General features: G+C 63.3%; 11 protein-coding genes. 4 read left to right on the top strand and 7 right to left on the bottom strand.

Features of this window, described 5'->3' with window-relative positions:
- Positions 1-29 precede the first annotated feature (29 nt).
- Positions 30-4,079 carry a phosphoribosylformylglycinamidine synthase gene (gene purL, locus BUA36_RS04495; protein ID WP_072781732.1) on the bottom strand — a complete coding sequence of 1,350 codons (4,050 nt, stop codon included), beginning with the start codon at positions 4,077-4,079 and terminating at the stop codon, positions 30-32.
- Between the two features lie 227 nt (positions 4,080-4,306).
- Between purL and BUA36_RS04490 the strand changes: the two genes are divergently transcribed.
- On the top strand, positions 4,307-5,947 hold the full coding sequence (locus BUA36_RS04490; protein ID WP_072781730.1) for a response regulator: 1,641 nt from the start codon (positions 4,307-4,309) through the stop codon (positions 5,945-5,947).
- A gap of 2 nt (positions 5,948-5,949) precedes the next feature.
- Here the strand turns inward: BUA36_RS04490 and BUA36_RS04485 are convergent, their stop codons facing one another.
- The 4 genes from BUA36_RS04485 to BUA36_RS04480 form a co-directional block, all read right to left on the bottom strand.
- Positions 5,950-6,954: a TraB/GumN family protein gene (locus tag BUA36_RS04485; protein ID WP_072781729.1), complete on the bottom strand. Its 1,005-nt coding sequence runs from the start codon at positions 6,952-6,954 to the stop codon at positions 5,950-5,952.
- A 10-nt stretch (positions 6,955-6,964) separates the two neighbouring features.
- The gene (locus BUA36_RS30645; RefSeq protein ID WP_167544250.1) at positions 6,965-7,105 is read right to left on the bottom strand and encodes a hypothetical protein; all 141 of its coding nucleotides are present in this window, start codon (positions 7,103-7,105) and stop codon (positions 6,965-6,967) included.
- Between the two features lie 90 nt (positions 7,106-7,195).
- Positions 7,196-7,357, bottom strand: a complete 162-nt coding sequence (locus BUA36_RS30900; RefSeq protein WP_208861852.1) for a hypothetical protein — start codon at positions 7,355-7,357, stop codon at positions 7,196-7,198.
- On the bottom strand, positions 7,354-10,962 hold the full coding sequence (locus tag BUA36_RS04480; protein ID WP_072781727.1) for a hydantoinase B/oxoprolinase family protein: 3,609 nt from the start codon (positions 10,960-10,962) through the stop codon (positions 7,354-7,356). Before BUA36_RS04480 ends, BUA36_RS30900 begins: the two co-directional genes overlap by 4 nt.
- A gap of 96 nt (positions 10,963-11,058) precedes the next feature.
- On the opposite strand from BUA36_RS04480, the gene BUA36_RS04475 reads away from it, so the two are divergent.
- On the top strand, positions 11,059-12,564 hold the full coding sequence (locus BUA36_RS04475) for a bifunctional ADP-dependent NAD(P)H-hydrate dehydratase/NAD(P)H-hydrate epimerase (protein ID WP_072781725.1): 1,506 nt from the start codon (positions 11,059-11,061) through the stop codon (positions 12,562-12,564).
- Here BUA36_RS04475 and BUA36_RS04470 read toward each other — a convergent pair.
- Together BUA36_RS04470 and BUA36_RS04465 are read right to left on the bottom strand one after the other, a co-directional pair.
- Complete coding sequence (locus BUA36_RS04470) at positions 12,561-14,021, bottom strand: S41 family peptidase (RefSeq protein ID WP_229255604.1); 1,461 nt, start codon at positions 14,019-14,021, stop codon at positions 12,561-12,563. The genes BUA36_RS04475 and BUA36_RS04470 overlap by 4 nt on opposite strands.
- A complete protein-coding gene (locus BUA36_RS04465) occupies positions 14,018-14,734 on the bottom strand; it encodes an ABC transporter ATP-binding protein (protein ID WP_072781722.1) in 717 nt (238 codons plus the stop codon). Before BUA36_RS04465 ends, BUA36_RS04470 begins: the two co-directional genes overlap by 4 nt.
- On the opposite strand from BUA36_RS04465, the gene BUA36_RS04460 reads away from it, so the two are divergent.
- On the top strand, positions 14,733-15,407 hold the full coding sequence (locus BUA36_RS04460; protein ID WP_371851416.1) for an arylesterase: 675 nt from the start codon (positions 14,733-14,735) through the stop codon (positions 15,405-15,407). The two genes, BUA36_RS04465 and BUA36_RS04460, sit on opposite strands and share 2 nt — an antisense overlap.
- Positions 15,404-16,471, top strand: a complete 1,068-nt coding sequence (mnmH, locus tag BUA36_RS04455; protein ID WP_072781719.1) for a tRNA 2-selenouridine(34) synthase MnmH — start codon at positions 15,404-15,406, stop codon at positions 16,469-16,471. Before BUA36_RS04460 ends, mnmH begins: the two co-directional genes overlap by 4 nt.
- Positions 16,472-16,474 lie beyond the last annotated feature (3 nt).

Below are 16,474 nucleotides of genomic sequence, written 5' to 3'. Positions count from 1 at the left end.
AAGCCGGATCGCTCCGGCCTTCATCTGCATCAGCCCACGAACTTGCGGGCGTTGCGGAACATCCGCATCCAAGGCGATTCCTCACCCCACGACTCCGGCGCCCAAGAGTGCTGGACGGAACGGAACACACGCTCAGCGTGCGGCATCATGACGGTGAAGCGGCCATCCGGCGTGGTCACCGAGGTCAGGCCTTGCGGCGAGCCGTTCGGGTTGTACGGATAGGCTTCGGTGGCGGCGCCACGGTTGTCGATGAAGCGCATCGCCGCAATCGCGTCGCCGATGTTGCCGGTCTGCGAGAAGTCGGCATAGCCTTCGCCGTGCGCAATCGCGATTGGCGTCTGGGTGCCGGCCATGCCCTTGAAGAAGATCGACGGCGAATCCAGCACTTCCACCATGGCAAAGCGGGCTTCGAACTTCTCCGACTTGTTGGTGGTGAACTTGGGCCATGCCTGCGCGCCGGGGATCAGCGGTTTCAGGTTGCTCATCATCTGGCAGCCGTTGCAGACACCCAGGCCGAAGGTGTCCTGGCGTGCGAAGAACTTGGCGAACTGGTCCGACAGCGCGTTGTTGAACAGGATGGTCTTGGCCCAGCCTTCGCCCGCGCCCAATACGTCGCCGTATGAGAAGCCGCCGACGGCGATGATGCCCTGGAAGTCGTCCAGCTTGGCGCGGCCCGAGATCAGGTCGCTCATGTGCACGTCGACTGCGGTGAAGCCAGCCTGATGCATCACGTAAGCCGTCTCGATGTGCGAGTTGACGCCCTGCTCGCGCAGGATGGCAACGCGTGGACGCACGCCAGTGGCGATGAACGGCGCAGCGACGTTCTCGCTCAGGTCAAACGTCACTTTCGGCGTGATGCCTGGGTCTTGCTCGTCCAGCAGACGATCGTATTCCGCATCGGCGCAAGCAGGATTGTCGCGCAGGCGGGCGATACGCCAGCTGGTTTCGCTCCACAGGCGGTGCAGTTCAACGCGCGGCTTGGTGTAGATGATCTTGGCGTCGCGCGTGAACTCAATCACGCCACGGTCGTTCGGCTTGCCGATGATGTGGCTGCAGGCGCCCAGGTTGAACGAACGCAGCACATCCATCACAGCCGACTTCTCGTCAGCGCGCACCTGGATCACCGCACCCAGCTCTTCCGAGAACAGCGCGCGCAGGGTTTGCTCGTTGCGGCGTTCGGCGATCTGGGTGGCCCAGTTCTTGGCATCGCCCTGGTCGGCGCCATGGCCTTCTTCCAGCGTCAGGATGTCGAGGTTGATCGACAGACCAGCACGGCCAGCGAAGGCCATCTCGGTCAGCGTGCCGTACAGGCCGCCATCCGAACGGTCGTGGTAGGCCAGCAGCTTGCCGTCCTTGTTCAGTTGCTGGATCGCAGCGAAGAAGGCTTTCACGTCTTCCGCGCTGTCCACGTCCGGCACGCTGTTGCCCAGCTGGCCCATGACTTGCGCCAGCGACGATGCGCCCAGACGGTTTTTACCACGGCCCAGGTCAATCAGGATGATGGCGGTGTCGCCAGCATCGGTACGGATTTGCGGCGTCAGCGACTTGCGCACATCGTACACTGGGGCAAACGACGACACGATCAGCGATACCGGCGACAGCACGGCCTTGGCGTCATCGCCTTCTTTCCAGGTGGTGCGCATCGACAGCGAATCCTTGCCGACCGGGATGCTGATGCCCAGTGCCGGGCACAGTTCCATACCAACGGCCTTGACCGTGTCGTACAGCGCCGCGTCCTGGCCAGGCTGGCCGCAAGCGGCCATCCAGTTGGCCGACAGCTTGATGTCTTCGATCGAGTTGATCGGTGCAGCAGCGATGTTCAGCACCGCCTCGGCAACCGCCATGCGGCCCGACGCGGCAGCGTCGATCACGGCCAGCGGGGTACGCTCGCCCATGGCCATCGCTTCGCCCTGGTAGCCTTCAAAGCTCATCGCCGTCACGGCGCAGTCCGCTACCGGCACCTGCCATGGGCCGACCATCTGGTCGCGCACCGACATGCCGCCCACGGTACGGTCGCCAATGGTAATCAGGAAGGATTTGTCGCCAACGGTCGGCAGCAGCAGCACGCGCTTGGCGGCTTCTTCCAGATCCATGCCGGTCAGGTCGATGGCCGGGAAATCGTTTTGCACGTGATGAACGTCGCGCTGCATCTTGGGCGGTTTGCCCAGCAGGACTTCCATCGGCATATCGACCGGGTTGTTGCCCAGGTCCGGATCGATCAGCTTCAGCTGACGTTCTTCGGTGGCGGTACCGACCACGGCGAACGGGCTGCGCTCGCGTTCGCAGATGGCCTGGAATACAGGCAGATCGGCTGGTGCAATCGCCATGACATAGCGTTCCTGCGATTCGTTGGACCAGATTTCTTTCGGCGCCATGCCGCTTTCTTCCAGCGGAATCTTGCGCAGATCGAAGATCGCGCCGCGTTTGGCGTCGTTGGTGATTTCCGGGAAGGCGTTCGACAGACCACCCGCGCCAACGTCGTGGATCGAGATGATCGGGTTGTTCGCGCCCAGCTGCCAGCAGCTGTTGATGACTTCTTGCGCACGGCGTTCCATCTCTGGATTGCCACGCTGGACCGAGTCAAAGTCCAGGTCCGCCGTGTTGGTGCCGGTAGCCATCGACGAAGCAGCCGAGCCGCCCATGCCGATCCGCATGCCCGGGCCGCCCAGCTGCACCAGCAGGCTGCCGACCGGGATGTCGTTCTTGTGGGTGTGCTGCGACGAGATATTGCCGATACCGCCAGCAATCATGATCGGCTTGTGGTAGCCGAACACGGTGTCGTGCGCGCCGGCAAACTGCTTGCCGATGTTCTGTTCATAGGTGCGGAAGTAACCGCCGAGTACCGGACGGCCAAATTCGTTGCTGAACGCGGCGCCGCCGAGCGGACCGTCGATCATGATTTGCAGCGGCGAAGCGATGCGCTCCGGCTTGCCGTACGGCTGGCCGCTGTCGCGGTAGTCAGCCACCGGTGCGGTCACCACCGCGTCGCTTTCCCATGGACGCACGGCGCCCGGCAACAGCAGGTTCGACACGGTAAAGCCGGCTAGGCCGGCCTTGGGCTTGGCGCCGCGGCCGGTTGCACCTTCGTCGCGGATCTCGCCGCCGGCGCCGGTGGAGGCGCCAGGGAATGGCGAAATCGCGGTTGGGTGATTGTGGGTTTCCACTTTCATCAGGGTGTGCGTCAGTTCGGTGACTGGCGCGTATTCCTGGTTGCCAGACTGCGGGAAGAAGCGCATCACTTCGGCGCCTTCCATGATCGACGAGTTGTCGCTGTACGCCACCACGGTGCCTTTCGGCTGCAGCTGGTGGGTGTTCTTGATCATGCCAAACAGCGATTTGGGCTGGGCCACGCCGTCGATGGTCCAGTCGGCATTGAAGATCTTGTGGCGGCAGTGTTCCGAGTTGGCCTGCGCGAACATCATCAGTTCAACGTCGGTTGGATTGCGGCCGGCCTTGGTGAAAGCGGCATCCAGGTATTCCACTTCGTCGTCCGACATGGCCAGGCCGAGGTCGGTGTTGGCCTTGTCCAGCGCAGCCTTGCCGCTGCCGATCACATCAATGGCTTCCAGCGGACGCGCTTGCAGTTCGCGGAACAGGCCGGCGGCCTCATCCGCCGAACGCAGCACCGATTCCGTCATGCGGTCGTGCAGCAGCGCGGCGACGGCCTGGATTTCCTCGTCCGACAGCTTTTTCGGTGCGCCAATCGAGCTGCCCAGAATGCCGGTCTTCAGGTTGATGCGGTACGCCACGCCACGCTCGACACGCTTGATGTGCGCCATGCCGCAGTTGTGGACGATGTCGGTGGCTTTCGAGGCCCATGGCGAAATCGTGCCGAAACGCGGGATGACGAAGAACTCTTCGGCATGGCCTTCGGTATTGTCGGCGTGGGCCGGTTCACCGTAGGTCAGCAGACCGCCGAGGCGGCTGGTGTCGTCGGCCGACAGCGGCTGGGCGGCATCGATGAAGTGGACATAGCGCGCCTGAACAGCGGCAACAGATGGCAGCACAGCCTGCAGTTGGTTCAACAGACGTTGGCTACGGAATGCAGACAGGGCGTTGGAGCCCGGCAGAATCAGCATGGTTGGAAGATAGTTGATGCAGCTAGGCTGCGGTTTAAAGGGGAATGAGGCACGAGATACTTGGTCTTGCAGATTTTCCTTTGCCGACATTATACCCGCTATCAGCGTTGCCATATAGTGCCTCTAGCCGGCAAAAGCTGCCACAGAAGCAACATTTTGCGCCAAAAATAAGGTATTTTCACTTGCCATGGAGTATGCTGAACAAAACTTAGCATGGATGTAAAACAATGGCAGAATATAGCGACTTGTCAGTGCTGATCGTTGATCCCAACCCCGGGATGCGCGGCAACCTGCACAATATGCTGAGCCAGTCATCGATCACAAAAATTGACTATGCGGTCAGTTCCGGCACGGCGATCCGCCAGCTGGCGAAAAAACCGTTCGACATTATTTTGTGCGAGTACGACCTGGGCAATGGGAGCGGCGAGAACAATGGCCAGGACGGCCAGCAGCTGCTGGAAGACCTGCGCCATCACAAGCTGATCCAGCCCTGGACCATCTTCATCATGCTGACCTCGGAAGGCGTCTACAGCAAGGTCATCGGCGCCGCCGAGCTGACCCCGACCGATTACGTGCTCAAGCCATTCACGGTCGACGCCCTGCTCCAGCGCATCCGCAAAGCCGTGGACCGGCGCGAGGTGTTCCTGCCGATCTACCAGTTGATCGAATTTGGCAATATCCGCAAGGCCGTCGCCGATTGCAAGGTCGCCGAGGAAAAGAACCCGCGCTACGCGGTCGACTTCGCCCGCCTGCGCGCCGAATTGCTGTTCGATCTCGAAGAGCTGGCCGATGCGGAATTGATCTACCAGTGGATCCTGATGACCAAGCCCATCGCCTGGGCGCACCTGGGCCTGGCGCGCTGCCTGTTCGGGCAACAGAAATATCTGGAGACGCAGGAGACGCTGGAAACGCTGCTGGAACAGAATCCCCGCTACATGGCGGCCTACGACCTGCTGGCCCGCACGCACGAGGTGCTGGGCCAGCAGGAATCGGCAAAAAAAATCCTCGAAGACGCGGTGGCGATTTCCCCGCACATGGTGCGCCGCCTGCGCCATCTGGGCGAGGTTGCGTTTGAGGCGGGCGACGTCGGCGTGGCAGAAAAAGCCTTCAAGCAGGTGGTGGCCAAGGCCAAGTATTCCGAATTCCGCGATCCCGAAGACCACGTCAAGCTGGTCAAGACGCTGGTCAAGAAAGGCGATGCCAACCAGGCCAGCGGCGTCATTCGCGACATGGAGCGCTCGCTGCGCGGTGGCCCGAATGTGGACGTGTGCCGTGCGATTGCGGCCGGCATGGTGCAGGAGATGGCAGGCAATATAACCGCCGCCGCGACAGAGCTGACCAATGCGGTCAACTCAGTGGCCGGCAGCCGCGGCTTGTCGACCGGCCTGAAAATCGGCCTGGTGCACAGCTGCCTCAACATCAAACTGGATCAGCAGGCGTCCGACCTGATGCTCAACCTGATGAACGACGTGGAGAGCGGCGTCTCGATGGACGATGCCGTGAATGTGTTTGAGAAGGCCGGCCGCCACGACCTGGCCCAAGGCATGGGCGAACAGATAAAGATTCAGGTGGACGAGCTCATCGCGCACGCGGCCGACCAGCGTTCACACGGCGACCTGCGCGCGGCGGTGGACACCCTGAATGCCGGCCTGCGCAAGGCGCCGGGCAATCTGGCGTTGCTGCCAGCTGCCGCCTCGGCCATCCTCAAGCAGCTGGATGACCTGGGCTGGGAGGCGCCGCTGGCCGAACAATGCTACTTCCTGCTGGAGCGCATGCGCCGCCTGGACCCGACGCATCCGTCACTGGAAGCGCTGATGGCGCAATATCACCACACCCAGCGCAAATACGGTATCTCGGCCGTGGCCTGACTTTAGTCCGGGGCGTCGATCTGGTAGCCCTTGGCCTGCAACGCGGCGAGATAGTTGCGGGAACCAAGAATATTGCCGAGGCCAAGGACGGCAAAACTGGTGTTATTGGTGCTGATCGCCTTTTCCGCCGCAGTCACCCAGGCGTCCTGTATGCGCTGCTCCAGGTTCTGCCAGCCGGGCTGATTCTTGACAAAGCCAGCGCCCATCATGGCATCGTCGCAGGCGCTTTCCTGGTCTGGATAGCTGAGTTTCTGAATGCCTTCCAGATCGCCTTTGGCCCAGGCGTTGGCGCGCACGCGCATGCCGTCCAGATCCTGCTCCAGGCGGGACACGGTTTTGATAAAGCATTCGGTATCCGCCAGCGAGGACTTCTTGAAATCGCTGAGCGCCTGCGACGCGCCACTGGTATCGAGTGCAATCGCCGTCTCGGTGACCTTGATGTTGTGCTCCTTGACGATGCCGCGCAGCTTGACGCCCACCGCCTGCCCCTTGTTCAGGCCAGCCTGCTTGAGGCCAGCGTCGAACAGCGCCTGCGCCGCGAAGATGGGACGTTCCTGTTCCACATCGTTATTCCTGGGCAGGTATTTGGCTTTGAGCGGTTGCCAGCGCGCGTAAATATCGGCGGGCAGCACTTCCTTGAGCGAGGCGCCGTCAGGATTTTTCTTCAAGCCGATCAGCTTGGGCAGCAAGGTCAGGCCGCGCAAGATGCCAACATGGGCCGAAGCGCCGGGCGGCGCCAGGTATTCCTGCGATTGCGACAGAATGTTCTCGACCTGCTGCGAGCGCCACTCCATCTTGTCCGGCAGCGGACCATAGCTGCCAAACACCCACAGCACGTGGCCGTCCTTGCTCACCTTCCACAGGCCGGGGCCGGGACGCTGGCCAACCAGCAGCACCGTCTCGCCTGCCGCCGCTGGCTCGGTCTCCGTGGGCGGGGCCTCGGTCTGGGCCCAGGCCGTGGAGAGGGACAGGGACAGGCAGAGCGCTGGCAGCAGGTATTTGGTCATGAACGGGCTTTCAGAAGGAAATCAGGCCGGGCGTCAGGCAGTGGCTGATGATGTACCAGGAAGCAAAGTACAAGCCGCAAAGCAGGAAGGCCAGAATAATCGCCGTGCGCGACGAATTACGGGATTGAAAAATCCTGAGTAATGTACGCATCGTGCCCTCCTCTTGCCTGTCGAAAACACGACTGTACGTCGCCGGCAAAGTGGCAGACAAGCAAGGAATCCCGGGTAGCAGATTTCAGCACTACCGGTATTGAGATACAGCACGCAACTGCGCTTCCGCAGCGCTGTTCAGTACATTCAGGTCAATGCCGGCGGCTTTAACAGCCAGTTCGCGCAAAGCCAGGGCGGCCGCCATTGCGTCGCCCGGCTCTTCCGGGATGTTGAGGTGGTGGAGATCGGTCACGCATCAACTGTCGTTGACGCACCATAACCGCCACCGCCCGGCGTCTCGATGACGAACACATCGCCCGGCTGCATATCGGTCTTGCCGATGTGGCCCAGCTCCTCGATGCTGCCGTCCACACGCTGCACGCTGTTGCGACCCAGGGCGCCCAGCTCGCCGCCAGCCATGCCAAATGGCGCGTGGATACGGTTGTTGGACAGGATGGCGGCCGTCATCGGCTCCAGGAAGCGTACCTTGCGCACGCCGCCGTTGCCGCCATGCCAGCGTCCCGCACCACCGCTATCGGCGCGGATCTCGTAGCTGTCGAGACGCACCGGGAAGCGGAACTCCAGTATCTCTGGATCGGTAAGGCGCGAGTTGGTCATATTGGTTTGTACTACGCTGGTGCCGTCGAAACCGTCGCCGGCGCCAGAGCCGCCGCTGATGGTTTCGTAGTACTGGTAGCGCGCGTTACCAAACGTGAAGTTGTTCATGGTGCCCTGCGCCGCCGCCATCACGCCCAGCGCGCCATACAGGGCATTGGTGATGCAGGTTGAAGTTTCGACGTTGCCCGACACCACCGATGCCGGATAGCGCGGGTTCAACATCGAGCCCTGCGGAATAATCACCTTGAGCGGCTTGAGGCAGCCCGCGTTGAGGGGGATCTCGTCGTCCACCAGCGTACGGAATACGTACAGCACGGCCGCCATGCACACTGCGGACGGCGCGTTGAAATTGTTCTGCAACTGCGCCGAGGTGCCGGTGAAATCAATCTCCGCGCGCCGCGCCGCCTGGTCGACACGCACCGCGACCTGGATCTGCGCGCCGTTATCCAGCGGCAGCGTGTAGCTGCCGTCCTTCAAAGCGCTGATGACGCGGCGCACCGCTTCCTCGGCATTGTCCTGCACGTGACCCATGTAAGCCTGCACGACATCCAGGCCGAAATGCGCGACCATCCTGTGCAGCTCTTCGACGCCTTTCTGGTTGGCCGCAATCTGCGCGCGCAGGTCGGCCAGGTTCTGGTCAGGATTACGCGCCGGGTATTGCGCGCTTGCCAGCAGCGCGCGGGTTTCCGCTTCCCGCAGCTGGCCGCCGTCAACCAGCTTGAAGTTATTGATTAGCACGCCCTCTTCTTCGATCACGCGCGAATCGGGCGGCATCGAGCCTGGCGTGGTACCGCCGATGTCCGCGTGGTGGCCGCGCGAGCCGACGTAGAACAGGATGTTGGCGCCCGCTTCGTCGAACACCGGCGTAATCACCGTGACGTCCGGCAGATGGGTGCCGCCGTTGTAGGGGTCGTTGAGCATGAAGACATCGCCCGCGCGCATCTTGCCGGCGTTTTCGCGCATCACGGTCTTGATGCTCTCGCCCATGGAGCCCAAATGCACAGGCATGTGCGGCGCATTGGCGATCAGGTTGCCGTCGGCGTCGAAGATGGCGCAGCTGAAGTCCAGGCGCTCCTTGATGTTGACCGAGTACGCGGTGTTCTGCAAACGCAGCCCCATTTGCTCGGCGATCGACATGAACAGGTTGTTGAAGATCTCCAGCATCACCGGATCGGCGGTGGTGCCGATCGCGCGGCGCTCGGGCAATGCGGCGACGCGGCGCAATATCAGGTGATCGTGCAGCGTGACCTCGGCCTGCCAGCCCGTTTCCACAATCGTGGTGGCATTGGCTTCGGCGATAATCGCCGGACCTTTGACGATATCGCCAATCCGCGTGGCAGAGCGCTGGTACAAGCTGGTTTGCCGCCATTTGCCGCCGCTGTACATCGGCACCACTGCGTGCGGCATCAGGCCGGACAAGCGGCGCGCCGCCGGCTCTACCGCTTCCGATGGTGCATCGGACTTGCCGACCGCTTCCACCGATACAGCTTCCACGATCAGCGCGCGCGCCGGCATCAGGAAGGAATAGCGTTTGCGATAGGCCGCTTCAAACTGGGCCTGCATGCTTTCCGGTGTATCGAACAAGACGATCAGCGCGGTATCCGTGCCTTCGTAACGCAGATGGACCCGGCGGATCAGCGCAATGCGCTCGTCTTCCACCTGCTGATGATGCAGGTCGGCGCGCGCCTGGCGGCCCAGCGCGTGCAACCGTGCTTCCAGATCGGCGTGCGCTTCAGCGCTCAAACGTATTTCAACGGCGGCTTCGCGCATTGCAGTCTGGTCGGCCAGGCCCATGCCGTATGCCGACATCACGCCGGCCAGCGAATGCACAAAGACGGTCTTCATGCCCAGCGCATCCGCCACCAGGCAAGCGTGCTGGCCACCGGCGCCGCCAAAACTGGTCAGCGCGTATTCCGTCACGTCGTGGCCGCGCTGCACCGAGATCTGCTTGATGGCGTTGGCCATATTGCCGACGGCGATATCCAGGAAGCCTTCCGCCACCTGCTCCGGCGTGGCCGGCTGGCCGGTGGCGGCAGCAATCTGCTCGGCCATCTCGCTGAAGCGCTGGCGTACCGTGGCCGCATCGAGCGGCTGCTTGCCGTCCGCGCCAAACAGCTGCGGGAAATGCTGCGGCTGGATTTTACCCAGCATGACGTTACAGTCGGTGACCGCCAGCGGACCGCCACGGCGATAGCTGGCCGGTCCCGGATTGGCGCCCGCGCTGTCCGGGCCGACGCGATAACGGCTGCCGTCAAAATGCAGGATCGAACCACCGCCCGCCGCCACCGTGTGAATGCTCATCATCGGCGCGCGCATGCGTACGCCCGCAACCTGGGTCTCGAACACGCGCTCGAATTCGCCGGAGAAGTGCGAGACATCGGTCGAGGTGCCGCCCATGTCGAAGCCGATCACCTTGTCAAAGCCGGCCAGCTTGCTGGCGCGGACCATGCCGACGATGCCGCCCGCCGGGCCGCTCAGGATCGAGTCCTTGCCCTGGAACGCGCGCGCGTCGGTCAGGCCGCCGTTGGACTGCATGAATTGCAGGTTCACCCCGGGCAGTTCCTGCGCCACCTGGTCCACGTAGCGGCGCAGGATCGGCGACAGATAGGCGTCGACCACGGTGGTATCGCCGCGCGCCACCAGCTTCATCATCGGGCTGATTTCGTGCGACACCGAGACCTGCGTAAAGCCCATCTCGCGGGCCAGATCGGCCACCTTGGTTTCGTGCGCGTGGTAGCGGTAGCCGTGCATGAAGACGATGGCCAGCGAACGTAGACCACGGTCGTATGCCTCGGCCAGCCCGGCGCGCGCGGCGGTGAGGTCGAGCTCCGCCACCGTCTCGCCGTGTGCGCCCATGCGCTCATCAATCTCGATCACATGCGAATACAACAGCTCCGGCAGCAGAATGTGGCGATCGAACAAGCGCGGACGGTTCTGGTAGGCGATGCGCAACGCATCGCGGAAGCCACGGGTGATCGCCAGAGCCGTCGGTTCGCCTTTGCGCTCCAGCAGCGCGTTGGTGGCAACCGTGGTGCCCATTTTGACAGCGCCGATCTGCGCCACCGGAATCGCTTTGCCTTTGGCCACGCCCATCAGCTGGCGGATGCCGGCAATTGCTGCATCGGCATAGTGCTCTGGATTTTCGGACAGCAGCTTGAGTGTACGCAGCCGGCCATCCGGCGCGCGCGCCACGATGTCGGTGAACGTACCGCCCCGGTCTATCCAGAATTGCCAATCCATGCGTGCCTCGCTAAGCTGTGAAGCGTATATTGTAGTGCTGCGCGCCCGCCGCGCACCAGACGCTGCGACCAAAATTTTAGATGCTAAAATGGCACGATGAATCCACTCTACTCCGTCGCCGAAATCCGTGCCATCGAACGCGCCGCCGCAGCCACGCTGCCGCCGGGCGCCCTGATGCAGCGCGCGGGCCAGGCCAGCGCCAATGCCGCGCTGGATTTGATGCCATTCTCTACGGCCCACGCCAAGGTACTGGTGCTGGCTGGCCCTGGCGACAATGGCGGCGATGCGCTGGAGGCGGCGGCCCACATTTCCTACACTGGCGCACAAGTCACGCTGATCCATTTTACGCCCGCTGGCGCAGCATCGCCCGAGCGCATGGCTGCATTGGAGCGCGCCAAGGCCAGTGACGCCCGTTTCCGCGCGTGGGACGATGCCGATATCGCCGGCACGGACTGGAATCTGGTGGTTGACGGCCTGTTTGGCCTGGGCCTGAAACGCCCGCTGACGGACGAATTCCGCGCACTGGCGGAAGCGGTCAACAAACTCAGCTGCCCGGTGCTGGCGCTGGATATCCCCAGCGGACTGGATGCCGACACCGGCTGCGTGGTCGGTCCCGACGGCATCGCCATCCACGCCACGCATACCATCACTTTCATCGGCAACAAACCCGGTTTGCATACCTGCGATGGCCGCGACTATGCGGGCCTGGTGGACGTGGCCCGGCTTGAAATCGAAGCGGAACACTACGTGCCATCACAACTGCATCTCAACGACGTCAAATTCTTCTCGCGCCATCTGCGCGCGCGGCGCCATAACTCGCACAAAGGCAGCTATGGCAATGTGGCAGTGATCGGCGGCGCACGCGGCATGAGCGGTGCACCGGTCCTGGCCGCGCGTGCGGCACTCAACAGCGGCGCCGGCCGCGTGTATGCCCTGTTTGCGGACGAGGCACTGGCCAGCGATCCGGGCCAGCCGGAACTCATGTGCCGTTCCGCCGGCGAGTTTGACCTGAGCATGGCGACTCTGGTGGTCGGCCCCGGTCTCGGCGACGCGCGTCACGCGCACGACCTGCTCGCAAAAGCCATCAACTGCGGCAGCGCCCTGCTGGCTGACGCCGATGCACTCAACCTGCTGGCCGTTGACCCGGCCCTGCAAAACGCGCTGGCGCACCGACCGGCCGCCGTGGTGCTGACGCCGCATCCGCTGGAAGCGGCGCGCCTGCTCGGCACCACGATTGCCGCCGTACAGGCCGACCGTCTGGCTGCGGCCCGCACACTGGCCGCGCGCCTGCACGCCATCGTGATCCTGAAAGGCTCGGGTACCGTGATTGCTGCACCAGGCGGCGATGCGGTCATCAACACCACTGGCAATCCGGCGCTGGCCACGGCCGGCACCGGCGACGTACTGGCCGGCCTGTGCGGCGCACTGCTGGCGCAAGGCTGGCCGCAGTGGGAGGCAGCGCTGGCCGCAGTCTGGTTGCATGGCATGGCGGCCGACGTGCTGGTGACGGAAGGCCTTGGCCCTATCGGCCTGACCGCGACGGAACTGATCCCGGCGATCCGCACGGCGCTGAACCGTATGGTCCAGCACCACGGCCGCTAACGCGTTTTCAGATCCGCCTCGATCACTTTCAGGAAGTTTTCGGTCGACCATTCCAGGTCATTGACCTCGATCTGCGGCGAATAAAACTGTCCCGAAGCACGCGGACGGCCAACGTACACCTTGTTGGGAATGACGACGCGGACCAGCCCTGAATCCAGCGGCTGGTAACGCACTTCCATGTAGGTGGAGTCAGCAGAACTCGGAGCGCCAATCAGCTTCGTATTCGGGAACATGGTGAACACGTCCAGCGCATCCAGGCAGGCGCTCGCACATTGGCCTGGCACGATGACGTACACCGGACGGTTGAAGGCCGAAGCTTGCACTTCCGCCGTTGCCGCGGGCGGCCTTTTGTCGCCAGTGACGAAGAATTTATCGCCACGCTCCAGCGCCAGTTGCATCTGCTTTGCGACTTCCCGCACCCCGGCTGCGATATCGGCGCGTCCCTGCCCGTCCAGCATGCCGGCCAACCAGCGCACATGCGCCACATTGCCAGCCGACGCCCGCCACCACACCTGCTGCTTGCTCAGGTTTGCACGTTCGTGCTGCGCGACGGCTTCATCTCCCCACAGTGCGCGGGCAAAATCCTGGCTCCACAGCGAAGAGCCGCCGTGGTTGCCGCGCAGGTCGATCACCACGGCGTCGGCCTGCTGATAGCGTTCGGGATGGGCGCGCAGCGCTTCGTACATGGCGCGATATGCGGCGCGCTGTGGCTCATCGGGCTGGAAGTTGGGCATCGCGGCCCAGTAAAGGTGCAGGCGCGGCTCAGTCAAGCCGACCGGCAGGACGTCGCCGTTGTAGCTCTGCTGGCGCCAGCGCAGCATGTCGTTGTCCATCGGGCTCCAGGCCAGCGTCATGCTGAAGCGTTTGCCATCCTTCGAAAAGCTGCACACGGACGGCAGCTGGATAAACGGATTGCCCGCATCGGTGAACACTTCGCGCGCTGTGATCCACCAGCTGCCGCGCTCCTCGCTGCGGCCCTGATAGGCAAACACATTGGTTTCGGCCAGCTTGGCAACCGCCTGGCCATCGCACTGCTCGATCTTGCTGCCGGCCGCAGGGCCGCCCGGTACGGTGGCGTAGACATACATGCTGTCGCCGCGCCATGCCGCCACAAAGCCGGGCCAGCGCCACTGCGCCGCCAATGGACTGGTGAATTCCACACCCGCGTGGCCGTCGTGGATGGCGGCATTAAAACCGGCCAGCGCCGCCTGATAGCCCGCACCATCGCGCACCTGCGCCCCCAGCTGCAGGCCAAGCTTGCGCGCCTCGGCCAGATGAGAGGCAAAGCCGGGATTGGCGGGATCATAAGTGCCGGGATGATTGTCCAGCGTAAGCTGGTAGGCAGCCGCAATATCGGCGACCGCGGCGTGCTGCCATTGCTCGGGCGTCTGCGGCGGCTCCACTGCCATCGCCACGCCGGCCGCAAACAGGCTCGCCGCAACGAGGCGGCGTATCAAACCAGTCTGCCTGCCGCGATGGTGATGGTGCGCGCACAGCGCGCCGCCATGGCCTGATCGTGCGTGACGAGCACCAGCGTCGAGCCATGCTGGCGATTCAGCTCAAACATCAGCTGAATCACGGCTTCGCCAGTGGCGGCGTCCAGGCTACCTGTCGGCTCGTCGGCAAACAGCAGCGGCGGCTCAGTGACGAAGGCACGCGCCAGCGCCACACGCTGCTGCTCCCCGCCGGACAAATATTTGGGATAGTGTTTCAGGCGGCTCGACAAACCCACACGCGACAGCATGGCTTCCGCCCGCTCTTTCGCGCCCGGCACACCGGCCAGTTCCAGCGGCAGCATGACGTTTTCCAGCGCCGTCAGGTGCGCCAGCAGCTGGAAGGACTGGAACACAAAGCCCAGCTTTTCCTTGCGCAGCGCGGCGCGGCCGTCTTCATCCAGTGCATAAATGTCTACGCCATCCAGCACTACTTTGCCGGCGCTGGGCGTGTCCAGGCCTGCCAACAGGCCCAGTAAAGTGGATTTGCCGGAGCCGGAGGCGCCAACAATCGCCAGCGTCTCGGCCTTTTGCACGGTAAAATCCACCTCGTGCAGGATTGTCAGTTCGCCGCTGGCGTCGGCGACACGCTTGGCCAGGCCGCTGACGGCAATCGCAGGCGCCACAGACGCCGCCACCGCGGCCTTCGATGACACAGCCGCCGGAGCATCCGGCATGAAATGGGAAGACGCATTAGGGAAATCAGGCATGCTCAATATGTTCAATCGTTTATTATCTGGAAAACCACTGGCCGCCCTGCTCTTGTCGATGGCAGCGGCGAGCGCCTATTCTGCACCAAAAACGGTACTTGTGGTGGGGGATAGTTTGTCAGCCGAATACGGCCTGTCGCGCGGCACCGGCTGGGTCGCGCTGGCGGAGCAGAAGCTCAAGCAAAACCATATCGATGCCGTGGTGGTCAACGCCAGCGTCAGCGGCGAAACCACGAGCGGCGGCCGTTCGCGCCTGCCGGCCCTGCTGACCAAATACAAACCCGACGTCGTCGTCATCGAACTGGGGGCCAACGATGGTCTGCGCGGCCTGCCGGTGGTGGCGGCCCAGGCCAATCTGCGCGCCATGAACGATGCCGCCACCCAGGCCAAGGCCAGGGTTATGCTGATCGGTATGCGGATGCCACCCAACTACGGCCGCGACTACGCCGACAAATTCTTCGCCATGTACGGCACGCTGAGCAAGGACATCAAGGCGCCTCTGGTGCCCTTCATGCTGGATGGCATAGCGGACAAGCCGCAGATGTTCCAGCCCGACCGCTTGCATCCACTGGCCGAAGCCCACCCTGCCATCCTGGCCAATATCTGGCCGGTGCTGCAGAAAACCATCAAGGCAAAATGAAATACCCGGAAATACTGGGCATCGACGAGGTCCTGTCCCAACTCGACACCTTTGATGCCATCATCGACGCGCGCAGTCCCTGCGAATTCGCGCTCGACCACCTGCCCGGCGCCATCAACGCGCCGGTACTGGATGACGAGCAGCGCATCCGCGTCGGCACCATGTACAAGCAAACCGGTTCATTTGAAGCCAAGAAGACCGGCGCGGCGCTGGTCGCCAAGAACATCGCTCATCACATTGAGACGCTGTGGATCGACAACCCACGCGAATGGCGGCCGCTGATTTACTGCTGGCGCGGCGGCAATCGCAGCGGCGCGATGGCGCACATCCTCGCCAAGATCGGCTGGCCGGTGGTGCAGCTGGAAGGCGGCTACAAAGCCTTCCGCCAGCAGGTCAATACAGCGCTGGAGCAGGCGCCCGCGCTGCGCTTCAAGGTCATATGCGGCACTACCGGCAGCGGCAAGAGCCGCCTGCTGGAGGTGCTGGCGTCACAAGGTGCGCAGGTACTGGACCTGGAGCGGCTGGCAGCGCATCGCGGCTCGGTGCTGGGTCACCTGCCGAATGCACCGCAGCCCAGCCAGAAAGCGTTTGAAACGCTCGTGTGGGATGTGCTGCGCCGCTTCGATCCGGCGCGTCCGGTGTTTGTGGAGTCCGAGAGCAAAAAGGTCGGCAATCTGCGCGTGCCGGCGGCGTTGATGGACACCATGCGCGCGGCGGACTGCATCACGCTGTCGCTGTCCGTGCCGAACCGCGTGCGTCTGCTGATGGAAGACTACGAGCACTTCCTGGTCAGCCCGGACACCCTGAACGGTCAGCTGGCGCATCTGACGCAGCTGCATGGCCGCGAGCAGATCGCGCAATGGCAAGCCCTGTCGCAAGCCGGCCAGATGCCGCAGCTGGTTGAGCAGCTGCTGGTGCAGCACTATGACCCCGCCTACCTGCGCTCCATCGACCGCAACTTTACGCAGTATGCGCAGGCCGGAGCGCTGGCACTGGATGATATCGACGCTGCGAGCTTCGCCGCGGCGGCGCAGTGGCTCATCGCCAATCACTCAGGCGCGTGACTC

The organism is Duganella sacchari, assembly GCF_900143065.1.
Classification (GTDB): domain Bacteria; phylum Pseudomonadota; class Gammaproteobacteria; order Burkholderiales; family Burkholderiaceae_D; genus Rugamonas; species Rugamonas sacchari.
This window is presented reverse-complemented; position numbering and strand designations above follow the sequence as displayed.

Bases quoted from the DNA above. Each gene is read 5' to 3' on its own strand.
- purL (WP_072781732.1), bottom strand. From the start codon at position 4,079: ATGCTGATTCTGCCGGGCTCCAACGCCCTGTCTGCATTCCGTAGCCAA.
- BUA36_RS04490 (WP_072781730.1), top strand. From the start codon at position 4,307: ATGGCAGAATATAGCGACTTGTCAGTGCTGATCGTTGATCCCAACCCC.
- BUA36_RS04485 (WP_072781729.1), bottom strand. From the start codon at position 6,954: ATGACCAAATACCTGCTGCCAGCGCTCTGCCTGTCCCTGTCCCTCTCC.
- BUA36_RS30645 (WP_167544250.1), bottom strand. From the start codon at position 7,105: ATGCGTACATTACTCAGGATTTTTCAATCCCGTAATTCGTCGCGCACG.
- BUA36_RS04480 (WP_072781727.1), bottom strand. From the start codon at position 10,962: ATGGATTGGCAATTCTGGATAGACCGGGGCGGTACGTTCACCGACATC.
- BUA36_RS04475 (WP_072781725.1), top strand. From the start codon at position 11,059: ATGAATCCACTCTACTCCGTCGCCGAAATCCGTGCCATCGAACGCGCC.
- BUA36_RS04460 (WP_371851416.1), top strand. From the start codon at position 14,733: ATGAAATGGGAAGACGCATTAGGGAAATCAGGCATGCTCAATATGTTC.
- BUA36_RS04465 (WP_072781722.1), bottom strand. From the start codon at position 14,734: ATGCCGGATGCTCCGGCGGCTGTGTCATCGAAGGCCGCGGTGGCGGCG.
- mnmH (WP_072781719.1), top strand. From the start codon at position 15,404: ATGAAATACCCGGAAATACTGGGCATCGACGAGGTCCTGTCCCAACTC.